Annotated in this window: 19 protein-coding genes; 9 read left to right on the forward strand and 10 right to left on the reverse strand. The window is 66.7% G+C overall.

The window, feature by feature from the left end; all coding sequences use genetic code 11:
- Window positions 1–288: 288 nt before the first annotated feature.
- On the reverse strand, window positions 289–660 hold the full coding sequence (locus tag H512_RS22595; protein ID WP_053239581.1) for a response regulator: 372 nt from the start codon (window positions 658–660) through the stop codon (window positions 289–291).
- Between the two features lie 143 nt (window positions 661–803).
- Between H512_RS22595 and H512_RS22600 the strand changes: the two genes are divergently transcribed.
- Entirely contained in the window at window positions 804–1,565 is a 762-nt protein-coding gene (locus tag H512_RS22600) for a Crp/Fnr family transcriptional regulator (protein ID WP_036790187.1), read from the forward strand.
- A gap of 3 nt (window positions 1,566–1,568) precedes the next feature.
- Here the strand turns inward: H512_RS22600 and H512_RS0105175 are convergent, their stop codons facing one another.
- From H512_RS0105175 to H512_RS0105220, 9 genes are all read right to left on the reverse strand, one after another.
- Window positions 1,569–2,258, reverse strand: a complete 690-nt coding sequence (locus tag H512_RS0105175) for a pentapeptide repeat-containing protein (protein WP_026782564.1) — start codon at window positions 2,256–2,258, stop codon at window positions 1,569–1,571.
- Between the two features lie 34 nt (window positions 2,259–2,292).
- On the reverse strand, window positions 2,293–2,820 hold the full coding sequence (locus H512_RS0105180; RefSeq protein WP_026782565.1) for an adenine phosphoribosyltransferase: 528 nt from the start codon (window positions 2,818–2,820) through the stop codon (window positions 2,293–2,295).
- Between the two features lie 180 nt (window positions 2,821–3,000).
- Window positions 3,001–3,861, reverse strand: a complete 861-nt coding sequence (locus H512_RS0105185; RefSeq protein WP_026782566.1) for a cytochrome c1 — start codon at window positions 3,859–3,861, stop codon at window positions 3,001–3,003.
- A gap of 19 nt (window positions 3,862–3,880) precedes the next feature.
- Window positions 3,881–5,158: a cytochrome b gene (locus H512_RS0105190; protein WP_026782567.1), complete on the reverse strand. Its 1,278-nt coding sequence runs from the start codon at window positions 5,156–5,158 to the stop codon at window positions 3,881–3,883.
- A gap of 22 nt (window positions 5,159–5,180) precedes the next feature.
- Window positions 5,181–5,738: a ubiquinol-cytochrome c reductase iron-sulfur subunit gene (gene petA, locus H512_RS0105195; RefSeq protein ID WP_026782568.1), complete on the reverse strand. Its 558-nt coding sequence runs from the start codon at window positions 5,736–5,738 to the stop codon at window positions 5,181–5,183.
- A gap of 295 nt (window positions 5,739–6,033) precedes the next feature.
- Window positions 6,034–7,929 (reverse strand): ABC transporter ATP-binding protein, encoded by a 1,896-nt coding sequence (locus H512_RS0105200; RefSeq protein ID WP_036790191.1) that lies wholly within the window; start codon window positions 7,927–7,929, stop codon window positions 6,034–6,036.
- A 457-nt stretch (window positions 7,930–8,386) separates the two neighbouring features.
- Window positions 8,387–8,779 (reverse strand): hypothetical protein, encoded by a 393-nt coding sequence (locus H512_RS0105205; protein WP_026782570.1) that lies wholly within the window; start codon window positions 8,777–8,779, stop codon window positions 8,387–8,389.
- Between the two features lie 96 nt (window positions 8,780–8,875).
- A complete protein-coding gene (locus tag H512_RS0105210; RefSeq protein WP_026782571.1) occupies window positions 8,876–9,268 on the reverse strand; it encodes a hypothetical protein in 393 nt (130 codons plus the stop codon).
- A gap of 654 nt (window positions 9,269–9,922) precedes the next feature.
- The gene (locus H512_RS0105220) at window positions 9,923–11,767 is read right to left on the reverse strand and encodes an ABC transporter ATP-binding protein (RefSeq protein WP_156899368.1); all 1,845 of its coding nucleotides are present in this window, start codon (window positions 11,765–11,767) and stop codon (window positions 9,923–9,925) included.
- A 342-nt stretch (window positions 11,768–12,109) separates the two neighbouring features.
- Between H512_RS0105220 and H512_RS0105225 the strand changes: the two genes are divergently transcribed.
- The 8 genes from H512_RS0105225 to H512_RS0105260 all read left to right on the forward strand — a co-directional run bounded on the left by H512_RS0105225 (window position 12,110) and on the right by H512_RS0105260 (window position 17,737).
- Window positions 12,110–12,583, forward strand: coding sequence for a tRNA (cytidine(34)-2'-O)-methyltransferase (locus tag H512_RS0105225; RefSeq protein ID WP_026782573.1), 474 nt, complete (start codon window positions 12,110–12,112; stop codon window positions 12,581–12,583).
- Window positions 12,584–12,664: 81 nt separating this feature from the next.
- Window positions 12,665–13,318 carry a glutathione S-transferase family protein gene (locus H512_RS0105230; RefSeq protein WP_026782574.1) on the forward strand — a complete coding sequence of 218 codons (654 nt, stop codon included), beginning with the start codon at window positions 12,665–12,667 and terminating at the stop codon, window positions 13,316–13,318.
- Between the two features lie 75 nt (window positions 13,319–13,393).
- On the forward strand, window positions 13,394–13,828 hold the full coding sequence (locus tag H512_RS0105235; protein WP_026782575.1) for a BA14K family protein: 435 nt from the start codon (window positions 13,394–13,396) through the stop codon (window positions 13,826–13,828).
- Between the two features lie 94 nt (window positions 13,829–13,922).
- Window positions 13,923–14,840, forward strand: a complete 918-nt coding sequence (gene hemF, locus H512_RS0105240) for an oxygen-dependent coproporphyrinogen oxidase (RefSeq protein ID WP_053239582.1) — start codon at window positions 13,923–13,925, stop codon at window positions 14,838–14,840.
- Window positions 14,841–14,937: 97 nt separating this feature from the next.
- Window positions 14,938–15,261, forward strand: a complete 324-nt coding sequence (locus H512_RS22605; protein WP_053239583.1) for a hypothetical protein — start codon at window positions 14,938–14,940, stop codon at window positions 15,259–15,261.
- 157 nt (window positions 15,262–15,418) lie between these two features.
- Window positions 15,419–16,186, forward strand: coding sequence for a DeoR/GlpR family DNA-binding transcription regulator (locus tag H512_RS0105250; protein WP_026782577.1), 768 nt, complete (start codon window positions 15,419–15,421; stop codon window positions 16,184–16,186).
- 20 nt (window positions 16,187–16,206) lie between these two features.
- Entirely contained in the window at window positions 16,207–17,346 is a 1,140-nt protein-coding gene (locus H512_RS0105255; RefSeq protein WP_026782578.1) for an MFS transporter, read from the forward strand.
- A gap of 10 nt (window positions 17,347–17,356) precedes the next feature.
- Window positions 17,357–17,737 carry a glyoxalase/bleomycin resistance/extradiol dioxygenase family protein gene (locus H512_RS0105260; protein WP_026782579.1) on the forward strand — a complete coding sequence of 127 codons (381 nt, stop codon included), beginning with the start codon at window positions 17,357–17,359 and terminating at the stop codon, window positions 17,735–17,737.
- The last annotated feature ends 2 nt before the right edge of the window (window positions 17,738–17,739 follow it).

The raw sequence follows: 17,739 nt of genomic DNA on the forward strand, positions 1-17,739 counted from the left end.
CTCATCAGCCTGCCAGCGGCAAGCTGACACGTTCCCGGCTCTGTCCGGAAGGCACGGCGAGCGCCGAAGCTACACCACGCCCTGGGACACGATCATTGGGGACGTTCAATTGGTGGGATTGGCAGAGAAGACGAAGCTTTGTCCCTTGAGAGCAAAACCATTCCAAGGCAGTCAATAGCACGGAAACCCTTCGGACGGACGACGCCGTCCTCTATCTCGCCTATATGAAGGTCCGGGTCGGTAGGCAGCCGGTTATGCGACAGACAATCCTTGAACAGCCGAGGCTGGCTATTCCCTCGTAGATCCCGCGGCAGCCCTGCCGGCAAGAAAGGTCAGCAGCTCCTTCACGTTCCAGACCTTGTGAATTACCAGCGATCCCGCGAGATCCGGCGGCAGAAGGTCCGGCGCGGTCATGCCGGTCGTGAACGCGAAGGGGATCTCCCGACGCTTCAGCTCGCGGCCGAGGTCGAAGGACGCCTCGTTCAGGTAGACGTCGAGCAGCGCCGCCTGGGGCTTCGTCCGGTCGAGACTGTCGAGAGCGCCGGTCGCGTTCGAGAATGGCCCGATGACCTTGAACCCCCGCGCGACCAGAAGATCCTCCAGATCCATGGCAATCAGCGGCTCGCCCTCCAGGACGAGAATTCGCATGCCGCCGATCATGTATCACCCCCGCGATCTTCATGGCGCTTGAAATATTTCTGACTTTGATATTAAGGATATTAGTCACGAAGATCGTTCCTGTATGTTCAAAAATGAACACAGCAAGTTGATCTTTTGCGGCTTTTACATCCGTAGGAGAACGTATGGCGGCGATCGCGACGTTCGAGGGCCGGACCGGCAACACGCTCATCGATGCGTTGCGCCCTCGGGAATGGAATCTTCTGGTTCCGCATTTGCAGACCTGGGCCGGCGCCATCGGCCGAACGATGCAGGCGCCGGGCAGTCAGGTGGAATGGGCCTATTTCCCGATCGGCAAGGCGATGGCCTCCTATCGGATCAGCTTCGGCGACGGGCGCGAGGTGGAGACCGCCGTCATCGGCCGGGAGGGCGCCGTGGGCGGCATCGTCAGCCACGGCCACCTGCCGGCCTTTGCGCTTGCCGTGGTGCTGTTCGGCGGCACGTTTGCCCGCGTATCGATCAAGGACCTCGAGACCCTGAAGGCCGAGGAGCCGGCCATCGCGGCGCTGTTCAACCGCTATGCCGACTGTCTCCTGGCCCAGGTGTTCCAGTCGAACGCCTGCAATGCCTCCCATACGCTGGAGCAGCGCGCCGCCCGCTGGCTGATTGCCGCCTGCGAGCGTACCGGCAGCGATGAACTGACCCTGACCCAGGAACAACTCGCCGGGCTGCTTGGCGTCGGGCGCAGCTACACGACGCGCGTCATCGGACGGTTCAAGGCAGAAGGCGTGGTCGAGACGCAGCGGGGACGTCTGACGGTGGTCGATCCCGAAAATCTGGCGGCCATGGCCTGCGACTGCAACACCATCATCCGCAGCCATTTCGATACCGTGCTGAAAGGCGTCTATCCGCGGCCCATGGGCGTTCCGGAGGTCGTCCCCTCCTGAGATCTACATCACCCTGAGGCCAAGCTCCTGCAACAGCATGGTCGCCTGAGCGCGGGAGATGACCGCACCGCGAAAGTGCGCGGCGTCGCCGAGCCGGATGCCGCCGAGATCGGCGCCCCGCAGGTCAGCGCCCTCGAAGCGGGCGCGTGTCAGCTGTGCGTCGCGCAGGCTGCAATTCTCGAAGACCGCGTCGCGGAAATCGGCGCCTTCCAGCAGGGCGCCGGACAGGTCGACCTGTACCAGGCGCCGGTCGCGGAACGACACGTTCGGCAGGCGGGCGTCGATCGCCATCACCTCATCGAAGGTCAGGTCGACGGTGCGGGCATCGGTGAAGTCGGCGCCGGTCAGCTTCACGCGGCGAAAGGCGGCGGAGGTGACAACGGTCTGGCGGAAGACGGCGTTGTTGAAGTCCGAGGCGACGATCTCGGCGTCCACCAGATCGGCGCGGCCGAAGTCGGCGAAGGCGGCCTTGCAGCCGGACCAGCGGGTCTCGGCCAGCCGCGCACGGGCGAACTTGCAGCGGCCGACGTTGCAGTTCTCGAACTGCCAGCCGCCGAGGTCGATCTCGCCGAAGGCGAGGCCGGCGAGTTCGGCGTGGAGGATGCGGCGCGGCGCGCCGGCCGAGAGCAGGCGGTCGAGGGCGGCCTGATCGACGCTCTCGCCGGCGAGATCGATGGTCGGCAGTTCGGTCATGGCCTTGCCCGTCTCGCGTGGGCGCCGCTTCGCCTCACTCGCCCTCGAAGGCGATCAGCGTGCGGACGGAGACGTTGAGGGCGCGGAGCCGGTCGGCGCCGCCGAGCGCCGGCAGGTCGACGATGAAGCAGGCCGCCTCCAGCTCGCCGCCCATCTGGCGGATCAGGTTGGCGGCGGCGCTGGCCGTGCCGCCGGTGGCGATCAGGTCGTCGACCAGCAGCACCCGCTCGCCGGGCAGGATGGCGTCCTTGTGCATCTCGATCTCGTCGATGCCGTATTCGAGGCTGTAGGCGATCGACACGGTTTCGTAGGGCAGCTTGCCCTTCTTGCGGATCGGCACGAAGCCGGCGCTGAGCTGGTGGGCGACGGCGCCGCCGAGGATGAAGCCGCGCGCCTCGATGCCGGCCACCTTGTCGATCTTGCCGCCCGCCCAGGGCTGCACCAGCTCGTCGACGGCGCGACGGAAGGCGCGGGCGTTGCCGAGCAGCGTCGTGATGTCGCGGAAGATGATGCCCGGCTTGGGATAGTCGGGGATCGCGCGAATGGTATCGGCCAGATTCATGGAGAGACGTCCCGGAGAAGTTACGGCCCGTTCTAGACAGCCGGGCCCCCGGCCGCAACATCTTCACACGGATCGCTGCCGCCGGAGGCGATTTTCTCCGGCGGTATTTTCCGGCGGACACGAAAAAGGGCCCGTCGCCGGGCCCTTTCACGAGAACGGTTGCCGGCCAGCTTCAGCCGGTCAGTGCGGAACGCCGCGCCAGACCTGCCGCTTCGCGAAGTAGAGGATGCCGGCGAAGACGATCAGGTAGAGCATCACCTTGAGGCCCAGCGCCTTGCGGGCGTCGAGATGCGGCTCGGCCGCCCACATCAGGAAGGCCGCGACGTCCTTGGCATACTGTTCCTTGGTCTGCGGCGTGCCGTCGGTGTACTCGAGCAGGTCGTCGTCGATCGGCGGCGGCATGCGCAGCGAGATGCCGTTCATGAAATGCGGGTTGTAATAGGTGCCCTCGGGCACCTCCACGCCCTCCGGCGGCGGGTCCTGGTAGCCGGTGAGCAGGCTGGCGATGTAGTCCGGCCCCTGCTCCTGATAGGGCCAGAACATGTCGAACACGAACTGGGGGAAGCCACGGTGCACGGCGCGCGCCTTGGCGATCAGCGACAGGTCGGGCGGTATGGCGCCACCGTTGGAGAAGCTGGCGGCTTTGTCGTTGGGATAAGGCGAGGGGAAGGGATCGGACGGCAGGCGCGGCCGCTCGAACATCTCGCCCTCGTCGTTGGGGCCGTCCATGATGGTGAATTCGGCGGCGAGCGCCTTCACCTGCTCCTCGGTGAAGCCCGGCCCGCCCTCGTCGGCGAGGTTGCGGAACTTGACCAGCTTCATCGAATGGCAGGAGGAGCAGACCTCCTTGTAGATGTGATAGCCGCGCTGAAGCTGCGCCTGATCGTACTGGCCGAAGAAGCCGGCGAATGACCACTCCTGGCGGGTGGGCTTCAGCAGCGGGAATTCGGTCGCCGTCTCCTCGGCGGCGGCGAACGAGGTGGAAAGCGCGATGCCGAGGCCGATCGCGGCGGCGGCCCAACGGATCATCTTGGCGGTCATGATTTCTCTCCGTCGGGCGTCAGTGGGCCGATCCCGCCGCCGATTTGGCGAGGATCGCATCGTTGATCGACAGGGGCAGCGGCTTCGGCTTCTCGATGTAGCCGAGCAGCGGCAGGATGATCAGGAAGTAGGCGAAGTAATAGGCCGTCGAGAGCTGCGCCCAGCGCACCGCCTGCATGCCGAGGATAATGTCGTCGGTCTTCACCGAGCCCAGATAGCCAAGGAACAGCGCGTTGACGGCGAACACCCAGAAGGCCACCCTGAAGATCGGCCGGAAGTTGCCCGAACGCACCTTGGAGGTGTCGAGCCAGGGCAGGAAGGCCAGCACGGCGATGGCGCCGAACATGGCCAGCACGCCGCCGAGCTTCGCATCGATCGGTCCGATATTGAAGTCGATGGCCCGGAGGATGGCGTAGAACGGCAGGAAATACCATTCCGGCACGATGTGGGCCGGCGTCGCCAGCGGGTTGGCCTCGATGTAGTTGTCGGGATGGCCGAGGAAGTTCGGCTGATAGAAGACAAACCAGCCGTAGAAGATCATGAACAGCACGATCCACAGCACGTCCTTCGACGTGGCGTAGGGCGTGAAGGGCACGGTGTCCTTGTCGCTCTTGACGTCGATGCCGAGCGGATTGTTCTGGCCGGCGACGTGCAGCGCCCAGATGTGCAGCACCACCACGCCGGCGATCAGGAACGGGATCAGGTAGTGCAGGGAGAAGAAGCGGTTGAGCGTGGCGTTGTCCACCGAGAAACCGCCGATCAGCAGCGTCTGGATCGGCTGGCCGATGATCGGGATGGCCGTGAAGAAGTTGGTGATGACGGTGGCGCCCCAGAAGGACATCTGGCCCCAGGGCAGCACGTAGCCCATGAAGCCGGCGGCCATCATCAGGAGATAGATGATGACGCCGAGGATCCACAGGATCTCGCGCGGGGCCTTGTAGGAGCCGTAGTAGAGGCCGCGGAAGATGTGGATGTAGACGGCGATGAAGAACATCGACGCGCCGTTGGAATGGAGATAGCGGATCAGCCAGCCCCAGTTGACGTCGCGCATGATGCCTTCCACCGACTGGAAGGCGACGCGGCTGTCGGCGGCATAGTGCATGGCCAGCACGATGCCGGTGACGATCTGCACCACCAGCATGGCGGACAGGATGCCGCCGAAGGTCCAGAGCGCGTTGAGATTGCGCGGCGTCGGATAGGAGACGGCGGTGTCGTGCAGGAGGCGAACGACGGGGAGACGCGCCTCGAACCACTTCCCAAGGGCGGTCTTGGGGACGTAGGTCGAATGACCGGACATGGATTACCTCGTCGGGAAGGGATCAGCCGATGCGGATCTTGGTGTCGGTGAGGAAGGCGTAGGGCGGGATCGGCAGGTTTTCCGGCGCCGGACCCTTCCGGATGCGGCCGGCCGTGTCGTAGACCGAGCCGTGGCAGGGGCAGAACCAGCCGCCGAACTCGCCGGACTCGTCGAGCGGAATGCAGCCGAGATGGGTGCAGACCTTGGTCATGACGAGGATGTTCTCCTTGCCGGCCGCGGCGCGGTTGGCATCGGTGGCGTCGGCGTTGGCGTCGGCATTGGCGTTGCGGGCCAGCGGGTCCTTGAGATCCTCAAGCTTGACCGCCTTGCCTTCCTCGACTTCCTTTTCGGTGCGGTTGCGGATCACCACCGGCTTGCCGCGCCACATGATGGTGATGGCCTGTCCGGGCTCGACGCCGGCGATGTCGACCTCGACGGCCGCCAGGGCGCGGGTGGAGGCATCGGGGTTCATCTGGTCGATGAACGGCCAGGCCGCGGCGGCAACGCCGACCACGCCGAAAGCACCGGCGGCATGCAGGAGAAAGTCGCGGCGCGTGGGTTCTGCCGGGGTCTCAGCCAAGATCGCTTCCTTTCGCGTGGGGCGGCGGCCAGGCACTCGGCCGGCGGCCGTTTCGCCATCCCGCCGGCGCCACCCCGTCCGTGACGGTCGATGCGGGATTGAAGAGGAGTCCAACAACACGTTCCAACCCGCCGCGGCCGGCGCGACTACGCCTTGCTACGGATGGCTGTCGGCCCTCTTTATGCATCAACGCGGAGCGTTGTCCAGTTGGTCCGCCTGAGAATTTGGTCTGATTTTTGGATTTATTCCAAAAAGGTGCGGGCGCCGTTGCCGGTGTCCGGCAGCCGGCGTCCGATCAGCCGACGTCTTCGTCCTCGAGGTCGAGGAAGCCGCCCGTCTGGCGGCTCCAGAGGCCGGCATAAAGACCGCCGCTCGCCACCAGCTCGGCGTGGCTGCCCATCTCGACGATACGACCGCGATCCATCACCACCAGGCGGTCCATGCGGGCGATGGTGGAGAGGCGGTGGGCAATGGCGATCACCGTCTTGCCCTCCATCAGCACGCCGAGACTTTCCTGGATCGCCGCTTCGACGTCCGAATCGAGCGCCGAGGTCGCCTCGTCGAGGACGAGGATGGGGGCGTTCTTGAGGAGCACGCGGGCGATGGCAATCCGCTGCCGCTGGCCGCCGGAGAGCTTGACGCCGCGCTCGCCGACATAGGCGTCGTAGCCGAAGCGGCCCTTGCCGTCTACGAGATCGGGGATGAACTCGTCGGCATGGGCCATGCTGACGGCGGCGTACATCTCCTCGTCGGAGGCAGTGGGGCGACCGTACTTGATGTTGTCGCGGATCGATCGGTGGAGAAGCGAGGTATCCTGGGTGACGACGCCGACGGCGGCGCGCAGCGAGTTCTGCGTCACGCCGGCGATATCCTGGCCGTCGATGCGGATGGCGCCCTGGTCGAGATCGTAGAGACGCAACAGCAGGCTGACCAGCGTCGATTTGCCGGCGCCGGAGCGGCCGACCAGGCCGATACGCTCGCCGGGCGCGATGTCGAGCGTCAGCGCATCGATGGCCCGCCGGCTGCCGTCGCGGCCGCCGCCATAGCCGAAGCCGACGTGATCGAACTCGACGCCGCCGCCCGTCACGGCGAGCGGCTTGGCGTCAGGGCGGTCGGTGACCAGCTGCGGCCTTGAGAGCGAGCGCACCGTGTCGTCGAGCGTGCCGACGCTTTCGAACACGTCGGAGAGGCTCATGGTGGCGAGGCGGGAAAGCTGCTGGATCTGCAAGGTCATGGCGATCACCGAGGCGATGTCGCCGGGCGTCGCGAGACCGTGGCTCCAGAGCAGCACGCCGACGAGGCCGCTGGCGGCGAGCAGCAGGCCGTTCAGGAAGGTGAGCAGGCTGGAGAGGCCGGTCAGGAGCCGCATCTGCTTGCCGGTGGCGGTGATGCCGCTTTCGAGCGCCTCGCGCACATAGGCGTCCTCGCGCGTCGAGGCGGTGAACAGGCGCACCGTCAGGTAATTGGAGTAGCCGTCGACCAGCCGGCCGGAGAACACCGAGGCGGTGTCGGCCACCTCGCGGGCGGCGGCGCGGCTCTTCGGCACGTAGGCGTAGACGAGGATGGCATAGGCCACGGTCCAGACGATCAGCGGCGCGGCGAACAGCGGATGCCGCACCAGCAGGTAGCCGACGACGCCGGCCATGTAGAGCGCGACGAACAGCAACTGGTCGGCGAACAGGCGGATCAGCGAGCGGATGGCCTGGCCGGTCTGCGTCACCTTGGTGGCGATGCGTCCGACGAAATCGTTCTGGAAGAAGGAGATGTCGGCGCGGGCGACGAACTCGTGGGTGCGCCAGCGGACGAGCGTGCCGATGTTGCGCGACAGCACCTGATTGCGGACGAGCTGGGCGAGGAAGGTGACCAGCGGCCGGGCGACCAGCAGCAGCAGGATGAACAGCACGACGATGCGCCAGTCGATGACGCGGGAGCCGCTCTTGTCGGCCGCCGTCACCGCGTCGATCAGCCAGCCGATGCTGATCGGCAGCACCACCTCGATCAGCGACAGCAGAAGCGTCAGCACCGCCATGACGGCCAGCGGCCAGCCGGTCTCGCCGAGGAAGAAGCGCAGGATGCGCCACTTGGTGGTGGGCGGCGTCAGCGGGTGCAGGCCGGCGGTCGGCTTGAACGGGTCGATGCGGCTCTCGAACCAGGCGAACAGGCGGGCGATGGGCGAGGGGAGCGACGGCATGAAGCGAATGTGGCCGTCTGGCGGGAGCGCGCAAGGGGGAGCTGCGGCATCGCGGAAAATTTCTCGTGAGGGGGGCCTGAGCGTCCGGCGCATCTCGGAGATCGCATATATTTGAGATGTGCATAGTGTGACCGGGAGCGGTGCACCACACCGGCAACAAGGTCTGCCTGCCCCCGGTTTCCAGCTGCTCCGACCGGTCGGGGTGGCCGGATTGCGCCCCGCTTCTGACGTTCTCAAACGCCGCGGGCAATCCCGAAAGCTACCATTCCATCATAGAGATGAAAGTCGAGGATCTAGCCGACGTCGCAGCGACGAGAACGGAGCGAGTACGGCGAAGAGTGCGTAATTTAGGCGGACGGCGGGGCGCGATATCGGCATCGCGCCCCGTCCTGCCTGAGGTCTTCGCCTTCGCGGGGATGACAATTTATTGATATAAAATAGAATTTTATGCGGCGCCCTAGCGGATCGCGCCCATGGCCCTAAGCCGTTCCATGCGGACACGAACAACCTCGTCCCAGGCGAGCTTCCAGGCTTTTTCCCGAGTTTCCACTGTAAAGCTACCCAGCTTCGAGATGGGCATGCCATCTGCCCTCGCGCGCATTTGGAATGTCAGTTCGGCCGCCTCGCACGCGTGATAGCCAGCAACGATCGGGACATCAAGGTCGTCGTTCTTGAACCATTGCGGGTTGTCAAAAGCCCGCTTTCTCGCCTGATCGACGACGCAGTCCACGTAGGTTTGGGCTTCCGGATAGTCGAAGGCGGACGCAAAATGGATTCTGGGTGTCGTATTGCACGATGTCAGAGCGAGACAGCCGGCCAACGCAAGACCGATAAAACCGAGTTTAGCCACGAATTTTCTCCCCCGAATGTGATCCCACGCTCGCCATATCCGCTGCCTGCCCCTCGACAGGTCTCCATGAAACTGTCGCGGTGGCGCCCCCTTGCCTCATCGGACCGCACCTTCGGCCTTGAGCTGCGCCAGGCGGATACGGGCGACCTCGTCCCAGGCAAGGTCCGAAGCCTTGGTTCGAAGTTCCACAGTAAAGTCGACAAGCTTGATCGTGGATATGCCGTCCGCTCTGGCGCGCTGTCTGAACTTCATCTCGACTGCCTCGCAGTCGTCATAGGTGTCGATGAGCACGGCATCGATGCCCTGGTTTTTCAATTGCTGCTTGTTGCCAAGAGCCCGCTTTCTCGCGTGATCGACGAAGCAACTCACGTAGGCGTTGGCTTCCGGATAGTTGAAGGCGGACGCAAGACGAAGTCTAGACGTCGAACTGCACGACGCCAGAGCGAGACAGCCGGCCAGCGCAAGACCGGTGAAGCCAAGTTTGGTCACGAAATCTCCCCCCGAATGTGATCCCCACTCTTGCCATATCCGCCGCCTCCCCTCGGCGAATACCTATGAACCAGACAAGCCCTGTTTGCATAGCCGGTTCGTTTCAATCGGACTAGAGAGCAATGCCAGCAAAATTGGGCATCAGTCTTTAGGCCTTGAACATCGCCGGGTGCGGCATGGAGAACCCGCCGCAATGACCGCCTTCGCGGCAATCCCGGCTCTCGTGACGCCAACGCTCGAAGCGCTCGGCAGCCTGGTTTTTAAGGTTTTTGAGCGATGGTGGACGCTCCCCCAAGCCATCCGATAACTGCATCTGGAGGGCAAGTCGGCGTGGCTACCTCCGCTTTTGCGGTATCTAGACACAAACCCACCCGTCCGCTCCCAGCCCCAAGCTACCCCTCAGAATTGGCCCACTTTGCGCTGGCTCTCTGTCATTCCAAATGGGCGAGCTTGCGAAGGGCCGAGACGAGAGAATTCCTGCCCAGCAGCCTTTTCGCGGAGCGCAATCCTTGAGCTTGTGCACTGCAGACAGTCGAAGACTGAAACAAGCCTCCGCCTTGTCCATCCGCCCGGAAATCGTCCGGCTTTCCGGGCGGATGGTGTTCTTTCACGCCGTCGCTTTATCCGAAAAGTCTGCAACTTTTCGGGCGGAGCTCAGGCCTCTACGCTGTCCTCCAGGTTGAGGAACCCTCCGGTCTGGCGGCTCCAGAGGCCGGCGTAGAGGCCGCCGCGCGCCACCAGTTCGGCGTGGCTGCCCATCTCGACGATGCGGCCGTGGTCCATCACCACGAGGCGATCCATGCGGGCGATGGTGGACAGGCGGTGGGCGATGGCGATCACCGTCTTGCCTTCCATCAACGCGCCGAGGCTCTCCTGGATCGCCGCCTCGACGTCCGAATCGAGCGCCGACGTCGCCTCGTCGAGGACGAGGATCGGCGCGTTCTTCAGAAGCACGCGGGCGATGGCGATGCGCTGGCGCTGGCCGCCCGATAGCTTGACGCCGCGCTCGCCGACGTGGGCATCGAAGCCGACGCGACCCCGGTTGTCGACGAGTTCGGGGATGAAGCCGTCGGCGTGGGCCATGCGGGCAGCCGCCTGCATCTCCTCGTCGGTGGCGTCGGGGCGGCCGTACTTGATGTTGTCGCGGATCGACCGGTGCAGGAGCGAAGTGTCCTGCGTGACGACGCCGATCGCTGCCCGGAGCGAGTTCTGTGACACCGCCGCGATGTCCTGGCCGTCGATGCGGATTGCGCCGCTCTCGATGTCGTAGAGACGCAACAGCACGTTGACCAGCGTCGACTTGCCGGCGCCCGACGGGCCGACCAGGCCGATCTTCTCGCCCGGCGCGATGGACAGGCTGACGCCGTCGAGTGCGCCCTTCGCCTTGCCGTAGTGGAAGGCGACGCGGTCGAAGGCAATGCCGCCGCCGCTGACCGCCAGCGGCGGCGCGTCCTTGCGGTCGACCACCGTCTGCGGCCTCGATATGGTGGTGATGCCGTCCTGCACCGTGCCGATGTTCTCGAAGATGCCGGTCAGCTCCCACATGATCCAGCCGGACATGTTGATGATGCGGACGATCAGGCCGCCGACCAGCGCGATGGCGCCGGTGGTGACCGCACCCTGCATGAACAGCCAGACCGACAGCACGCCGGTGATGACCATCAGCAGGCTGTTGATGGTGGTCAGCGACATGGTCATGCCGGTGATCAGCCGCTGCTGGGCGTAGAACACGGCGGTGTGGTCCTCAAGCGCCTCGCGGGCGAAGTCGTCCTCGCGCTCGGCGTGGGCGAACAGCTTCACCGTGTGGACGTTGGTGTAGCTGTCGACGACGCGGCCGGTCAGCAGCGAGCGCGCCTCCGACATCTCCTCCGACTTCCTGGCGATGGCCGGAATGAAGCGCCGGAGCACCATCAGGTAGACGACGATCCAGACGACGAGCGGCACGGCGAGGCGGACGTCGGCCTCAATGAACAGCACCAGCGCCGACACCGTGTAGATCAGAACGAACCAGATGGCGTCGGCCGCCTGCGTGGTGGATTCGCGCAAGGACGGGCCGGTCTGGATGATCTTGTTGGCGACGCGGCCGGCGAAGTCGTTGTTGAAGAAGGAGATCGACTGCCGGAGCACGTAGCGGTGGTTCTGCCAGCGGATGAGGTTGGTCATCCCCGGCGCGATGGTCTGGTGGATCAGCAGGTCGTGCAGCGCCTGGAAGATCGGCCGGGCGATCAGGATCACCAGGGCCATGCCGAGGAATTCCCAGCCGTGGCGGGCCATCACCTCGCCGGGCGGCGTCGAGCCGAGGTAGTCGACGATGGCGCCGATGTAGCGAAAGATCGATACTTCGATCAGCGCCACGAAGAAGCCCACCACCATGACGGCGGCGAAGCTCGGCCAGACCTGCCGCAGATAGTGCCAGTAGAAGGCGGTGAGGCGGTCGGGCGGCTGGCCGCCCGGCCCCTTGGCATAGGGGTCGATAAGGCGTTCAAAAAAGGCGAACATGATAGCACCGGTAGAAGGCGGTGAGCCGGCGGCCGGATGACCGCGGCAAAGTGCTGGAGGTGGAAATCAGGGGGCGATGGGGGTTCGGGACGGCGCGCGCCATGCGGGCGCGGTCCGGAACTGACCAACGATGCGCGGGCCGGAAATTCGGCCGGGCCGGGTCAGACTATGAGCAGAGAACCACCATTCGACGCTCCTCCTTGTGACTGGAGCGACGGCACGGTAGCAGAAGGCCGCTCGGGTGCAACAGGCCGGAGCCGGCGCGACAAAGACGATTCAAGGAGGGTGGCGGAAATGCCACTCTCCATCACGCCGATCGATCGATATCCATCGGAAACGCTGATGATCGACCTCGCCCTCTACCAGCCGGACATCGCCCAGAACACCGGCACGCTGATCCGCCTCGCCGCCTGCCTCGGCCGGCCGCTGCACGTCATCGGGCCGGCCGGCTTCGACCTTTCCGATCGCAACCTCCGGCGGGCCGGCATGGACTATGTCGAGCTTGCCACCGTGGTCCGGCATGTCGGCTGGACGGATTTCGAGGCATGGGCGACGGCGGAAGGCCGCCGGCTGGTGCTGGCGACCACCGGTGGCGCGCAGTCCTACACCGATCTCGCCTTCGAGGCCGGCGATATTGTTTTGATGGGGCGGGAATCGGCCGGCGTGCCGCCGGCGGTGCACGACCGCGCCGACCGCCGGGTAGCGATCCCGATGCAACCGGGCCTGCGCTCGATCAACGTGGCGCTCGCCGCCGCCATGATCCTCGGCGAGGCGCTGCGGCAGACCGGCGGCCTGCCGACGCTTCAGGCACGGTGATCGGCGGCATCAGGCAAATGCGTTGGACGGACGGACGGTTTCGGCCGATGCTGCCGGCGGACTTCCACCGGAGAGACGACAATGAAGCTGCTCATCGCCAACAAGGGCTATTCCTCCTGGTCGCAGCGCGCCTGGCTGGTGCTCAGGCATTTCGGCATTCCCTTCGAGGAGACGGTGCAGCCGATGTATGTCGAGGGCTGGAAGGAGGCCATCCTGAAGTGGTCGCCGACCGGCAAGGTGCCCTGCCTCGTCGACGGCGACATCACCATCTGGGAAAGCCTCGCCATCATCGAGTATCTCGCCGAGACCTTCCCCGACCGCGGCATCTGGCCGGCCGACAAGGCGGCGCGGGCGCACGCGCGGGCGATTTCGTCGGAGATGCACGCCGGCTTCCAGAATCTCCGCCGCGACTACACCTGCAACTGGCGCCGCACCTACGCCTGGAAGGTGCGTGGCGACGGCTCGGCGCAGGATGACGTGAAGCGGATCGTCGCCCTCTGGAAGGAGGCGCGGCAGCGCTTCGGTGCGGGCGGGCCGTTCCTCTACGGCGCCTTTTCGGCGGCCGACGCCATGTATGCGCCGGTGGTCGGCCGCCTCACCACCTATTCTTGGCCGGTCGACGCGGAGACGGATGCCTACATGGAGGCGGTGCGGCGGCTGCCGGCCTATGCCGAATGGGTGACGGCCGGCCGGGCCGAGCCCTGGACGATCCCGCAGTACGAACACGAGGCGTAACTGCGGGCATCGCGGGAACCGCTCGCGGGCGTGCCGAGTTGATGCATCATGTGCAATGCCGAGGAGGCTCCAACCATGATCAAGATCGTTGCCGCTACCGCCCTGTCCGCCATCATGGCGATCACCTCCGTCGTTCCCGCCGGGGCAATGCCGATTCCTCAGCCTGGCGGCTATACGACGCCGGTCGAGACTGTCCAGTATCGCGCCAGGCAGGGACACTGGGATCGCCCCGGCTACTGGCATGGCCATCGCGGCTACCGCCACGAGCGTCCGGGCTACCGTCGTCATAGCGATGGCTGGTGGTATCCGCTGGCCGCCTTCGGCCTCGGCGCGGCGATCATCGGCGGCATGGCCGCCCAGCCGGCACCGGCGCCCCAACTCGGTGTCCCGCTGCCGGCGGCGCATGTGCGCTGGTGCCAGGCGCGCTATCGCTCCTATGATGCCTACAGCAATACCTTCCAGCCCAACCGCGGGGCGCGCCGGGCCTGCGTGTCGCCCTATTACCGCTGATGACTGAAGGGGACGGCGGCCGCCGCCGTCCCCGACGCTTGGCAAGGGAGGGCGAAGCGCCTAAACCACGCTCCGTCAACCGGAGTGCCCGCCCATGCCGACCAGCGCCGCTTCCCTTGCGCCGACCGCGCTGCCGCCCGATCTCGACGGCAAGAAGGCGCTCGCCGCCGACTGGTTCGCCGAACTGCGCGATCGCATCTGCGCCGTCTTCGAGGAGATCGAGGACGAGGGTGCGGCGGCGGCCGGCCTGGACGCCGGCCGCTTCGTGCGCACGCCCTGGCAGCGCACCGACCATAGCGGCGCGCCGGGTGGCGGTGGGGTGATGAGCCTGATGCGCGGCGCCGTCTTCGAGAAGGCCGGCGTCCACGTCTCCACCGTGCACGGCGAGTTCGCGCCGGAGTTCCGGGCGCAGATTCCCGGCGCCGAGGAGGATCCGCGCTTCTGGGCGAGCGGCATCTCGCTGATCGCCCACACGCAGAACCCGCACGTCCCGTCCGTCCACATGAACACCCGCATGGTGGTGACCAGCCGCCAGTGGTTCGGCGGCGGCGCCGACCTGACGCCGATGCTCGACGCCCGCCGTATGCCGGACGATGCCGACGCCGTCGCCTTTCACGCGGCGATGCGGGCCGCCTCGGCCGCCCATCCGCACATCGATTACGCCGACTACAAGGCGTGGTGCGACGACTATTTCTTCCTGCCGCATCGCGGCGAACCGCGCGGCATCGGCGGCATCTTCTACGACTACCTGCATTCGGATGCCGGCTGGGCGGCGGACTTCGCCTTCAGCCGCGACGTCGGCCTCGCCTTTCTCGACATCTATCCGCGTCTCGTCCGCGCCAACATGCGCACGCCCTGGACGGCGGCCGAGCGGGAGGAGCAGCTCGGGCGGCGCGGCCGCTATGTCGAGTTCAACCTGCTCTACGATCGCGGCACCGTATTCGGCCTCAAGACCGGCGGCAACGTCGACAGCATCCTGTCGTCGATGCCTCCGGTGGCAAAATGGCCGTGAGCCGGCGATAGGCGGCGAGACCGAACGTCGGGAGTCGGCCGCAGCGTGCTGACCTGGGGCGTCCATCATCAAACGCCTGAGTCCGGCCCTGGCGGCGATGCCGGCTCTGGCCGGCTCGGCCGCCGCCCGGCAGCTTCTTGAATCCTGTCAGGCCCGTCTCGGCATCGGCGACCACTACAACCCGAACGGCGCGCAACTGGCCGGTCCCTCCGCCATCATCCGGCAGGACCGGGCCAATTTCCACGAGTCGGGCATCCGCGACACCCAGGACGAGGGCAACCGCTTCTTCGCCGTCAAGGCCAACCGGGCGCGCTTTGAGGCGATGCTGCGGGCCGGCCGCATGGACCGCTTCACCTGCCGCCATCCGGCGCCGCGCGCCGCTGGTGCTGGTCGAGGTCTACCGTCATTTCGTGGGGAGTGACGGCGGCCCGCTGAGCCCCGGATGATCGCGAGTATCCTGCACGAACGTGCATGATCGATGATGCGTGCGCCATCGAGAACTATGTACCGATTCAAAAAATCTGCCCTCGCACGATGATGCCTGTTGTCGTTCTCGTTTATGCACGATACAAGGGGGCATGGCTGATGAACTGCCGCTCGCCCGCCGTGATCTGATCGCCGCCCGTCTCGCCGAGGGACAGTCGGTGGCCTCGGTGCAGCTCGCCGCCGAGTTCGGCGTATCCGAGGACGCCATCCGCCGCGATCTCCGGGCACTGGCCGCCGAGGGGCGCTGCCGCCGCGTCTACGGCGGCGCGCTGCCGCTGCCTCTTTCGCCGATGTCGGCGCGGCTTGGCGAGGGGCTCGATGCCAAGCAGGCGCTGGCGACGGTGGCGGCGACGCTGGTCCGGCGGAGCGAGCTGATCTTCCTCGACGCCGGCAGCACGCACGTGGCGCTGGTCGAGGCCCTGCCGGAGGATTTCGGGCTGACGGTGGCCACCAATTCGGTCGACGTCGCCGCCGCCGCGCTCAGGCGGCAGGACCTTGACCTCCTGGTGATCGGCGGGGCGGTCGATCCGGCGATCGGCGGTGCTGTCGATGCCGTCGCCGTCGACGGTCTGTCGCGCCTCTCCATCGATATCGGCTTCGTCGGCGTCTGCGGCGTGTCCGCCGACGGCGTCGGCGCCCTGCATTTTCCCGACGCCACCTTCAAGCGCGCCCTGATGGCGCGCAGCCGGCGGACGGCGGCGCTGGTCACCACCGACAAGTTCGGCGCCCGCGGGCCTTACGGCGTCGCACCGGTTGGCGCCTTCACGCATTTCGTCGTCGAAGACGACGCGCCGGAGCCGCTGGTTGCCGCGCTGATGGCGGCCGGCGCCGAGGTTCTGGCGGCCGGCGATCCATCATGACACTTCCGGAGTTTTCGTCCATGACATCCGCAGACCGGCCGGCCACCCGGCTCGCCACGCGCCTCGCCTTCCTGGTGGCCGGCTTCGGCGTCGCCTGCTGGGCGCCGCTGATCCCCTATGCCAAGGCGCGCCTCGCCGTCGACGATGGCGTGCTCGGCCTGCTGCTGCTCTGCCTCGGGATCGGCTCGGTGGTGGCCATGCTGATGACCGGCGTCATCAGCGCCCGCTACGGCAGCAAGCCGATCATCGTCGCCGGCGCCATCGGCATGGCCGCCTTCCTGCCGCTGCTCGCCGTGGCATCGACGCCGCTCTCCCTCGGCCTTGCGCTGTTCGTGTTCGGCGGCGCGCTCGGCTCGCTCGACGTCGCCATGAACATCCACGCCGTCGAGGTGGAGAAGGCGGCGAAGAAGCCGCTGATGTCCGGCTTCCACGGCCTCTACAGCGTCGGCGGCTTCGTCGGCTCGCTGTTCGCCACCTTCCTGTTGTCGCTGGGCGTCGCGCCGCTGCCGGCCATGCTGCTCGCCGCCCTGCTGATGCTGGTCGCCACCGTGGTGATCATTCCGCGCCTTCTCGTGGCGGTGCGGGCCGAGGGCGGGCCGCTCATCGCCGTGCCGCGCGGCTTCGTGCTGCTGCTGGCCGTGCTGACGGCCATCGTCTTCCTGGTCGAGGGGGCGGTGCTCGACTGGGGCGCGCTCTACCTCACCGGCGCCGGCCTCACGGCGGCGGCGCAGGGCGGCCTCGGCTACATGCTGTTCTCCGTCGCCATGACGGTGATGCGGCTCCTGGGCGACGCGGTGGTCGGCCGCATCGGCGACCGGGCGACGCTGTTCTGGGGCAGCCTGATCGGCATCGCCGGCTTCGCCGTGGTGCTCTTGGCGCCGGTCGCCGTCGTCGCCATGGCCGGCTTCCTGCTGGTCGGCGTCGGCCTCGCCAACGTCGTGCCGGTGCTGTTCCGGCGGGCCGGCAGCCAGACCGACATGCCGGTCGGCCTCGCCGTCGCCGCCGTCACCACCGCCGGCTATGCCGGCGTGCTGCTGGGGCCGGCCGGCATCGGCTTCCTCGCCAAGCTGACCAGCCTGCCCGCCGCCCTGTGGCTGCTGACGGCGCTGCTGGCCCTGGTGACGCTGACGGCCGGCCGCGTCGCGGTCCGCCGGAACTGAGGAGAGGCCGATGCGCCTTGGCCATGTCGCGCTCTGGACCCAGGACCTCGACGCCGCCGCCGCCTTCTGGCGCCGATACTTCGGCGCCGAGGTCGGCGACCTCTACGAGAGCCGCAACCGACCGGGCTTCCGGTCGCGCTTCGTGACGCTGCCGGGCGGCGGCGACATCGAACTGATGGCCGGGCCATGGGTTGAGGCGGCGGCGCCGGCCGAGCGGGTCGGCTGGGATCACGTGGCGGTCTCGCTCGGCGGCAAGGCCGCCGTCGACGCGCTGGCCGGACGCTGCCGGGCCGATGGCTGCCTGATGTCCGGGCCGCGCACCACCGGCGACGGCTTCTACGAGGCGGTGATCTCCATGCCGGATGGCACGCGCATCGAGATCACCGCATAGCC

The sequence above is a fragment of the Pleomorphomonas koreensis DSM 23070 genome (assembly GCF_000425185.1).
GTDB lineage: Bacteria > Pseudomonadota > Alphaproteobacteria > Rhizobiales > Pleomorphomonadaceae > Pleomorphomonas > Pleomorphomonas koreensis.

Coding starts and splice junctions, on each gene's coding strand:
- H512_RS22605 (WP_053239583.1), top strand. CDS start 14,938: ATGCCGGCTCTGGCCGGCTCGGCCGCCGCCCGGCAGCTTCTTGAATCC.
- H512_RS0105220 (WP_156899368.1), bottom strand. CDS start 11,767: ATGTTCGCCTTTTTTGAACGCCTTATCGACCCCTATGCCAAGGGGCCG.
- H512_RS0105225 (WP_026782573.1), top strand. CDS start 12,110: ATGATCGACCTCGCCCTCTACCAGCCGGACATCGCCCAGAACACCGGC.
- H512_RS0105200 (WP_036790191.1), bottom strand. CDS start 7,929: ATGCCGTCGCTCCCCTCGCCCATCGCCCGCCTGTTCGCCTGGTTCGAG.
- H512_RS0105180 (WP_026782565.1), bottom strand. CDS start 2,820: ATGAATCTGGCCGATACCATTCGCGCGATCCCCGACTATCCCAAGCCG.
- H512_RS22595 (WP_053239581.1), bottom strand. CDS start 660: ATGATCGGCGGCATGCGAATTCTCGTCCTGGAGGGCGAGCCGCTGATT.
- H512_RS0105185 (WP_026782566.1), bottom strand. CDS start 3,861: ATGACCGCCAAGATGATCCGTTGGGCCGCCGCCGCGATCGGCCTCGGC.
- H512_RS0105175 (WP_026782564.1), bottom strand. CDS start 2,258: ATGACCGAACTGCCGACCATCGATCTCGCCGGCGAGAGCGTCGATCAG.
- H512_RS22600 (WP_036790187.1), top strand. CDS start 804: ATGGCGGCGATCGCGACGTTCGAGGGCCGGACCGGCAACACGCTCATC.
- H512_RS0105260 (WP_026782579.1), top strand. CDS start 17,357: ATGCGCCTTGGCCATGTCGCGCTCTGGACCCAGGACCTCGACGCCGCC.
- H512_RS0105230 (WP_026782574.1), top strand. CDS start 12,665: ATGAAGCTGCTCATCGCCAACAAGGGCTATTCCTCCTGGTCGCAGCGC.
- H512_RS0105235 (WP_026782575.1), top strand. CDS start 13,394: ATGATCAAGATCGTTGCCGCTACCGCCCTGTCCGCCATCATGGCGATC.
- H512_RS0105190 (WP_026782567.1), bottom strand. CDS start 5,158: ATGTCCGGTCATTCGACCTACGTCCCCAAGACCGCCCTTGGGAAGTGG.
- H512_RS0105255 (WP_026782578.1), top strand. CDS start 16,207: ATGACATCCGCAGACCGGCCGGCCACCCGGCTCGCCACGCGCCTCGCC.
- H512_RS0105250 (WP_026782577.1), top strand. CDS start 15,419: ATGGCTGATGAACTGCCGCTCGCCCGCCGTGATCTGATCGCCGCCCGT.
- hemF (WP_053239582.1), top strand. CDS start 13,923: ATGCCGACCAGCGCCGCTTCCCTTGCGCCGACCGCGCTGCCGCCCGAT.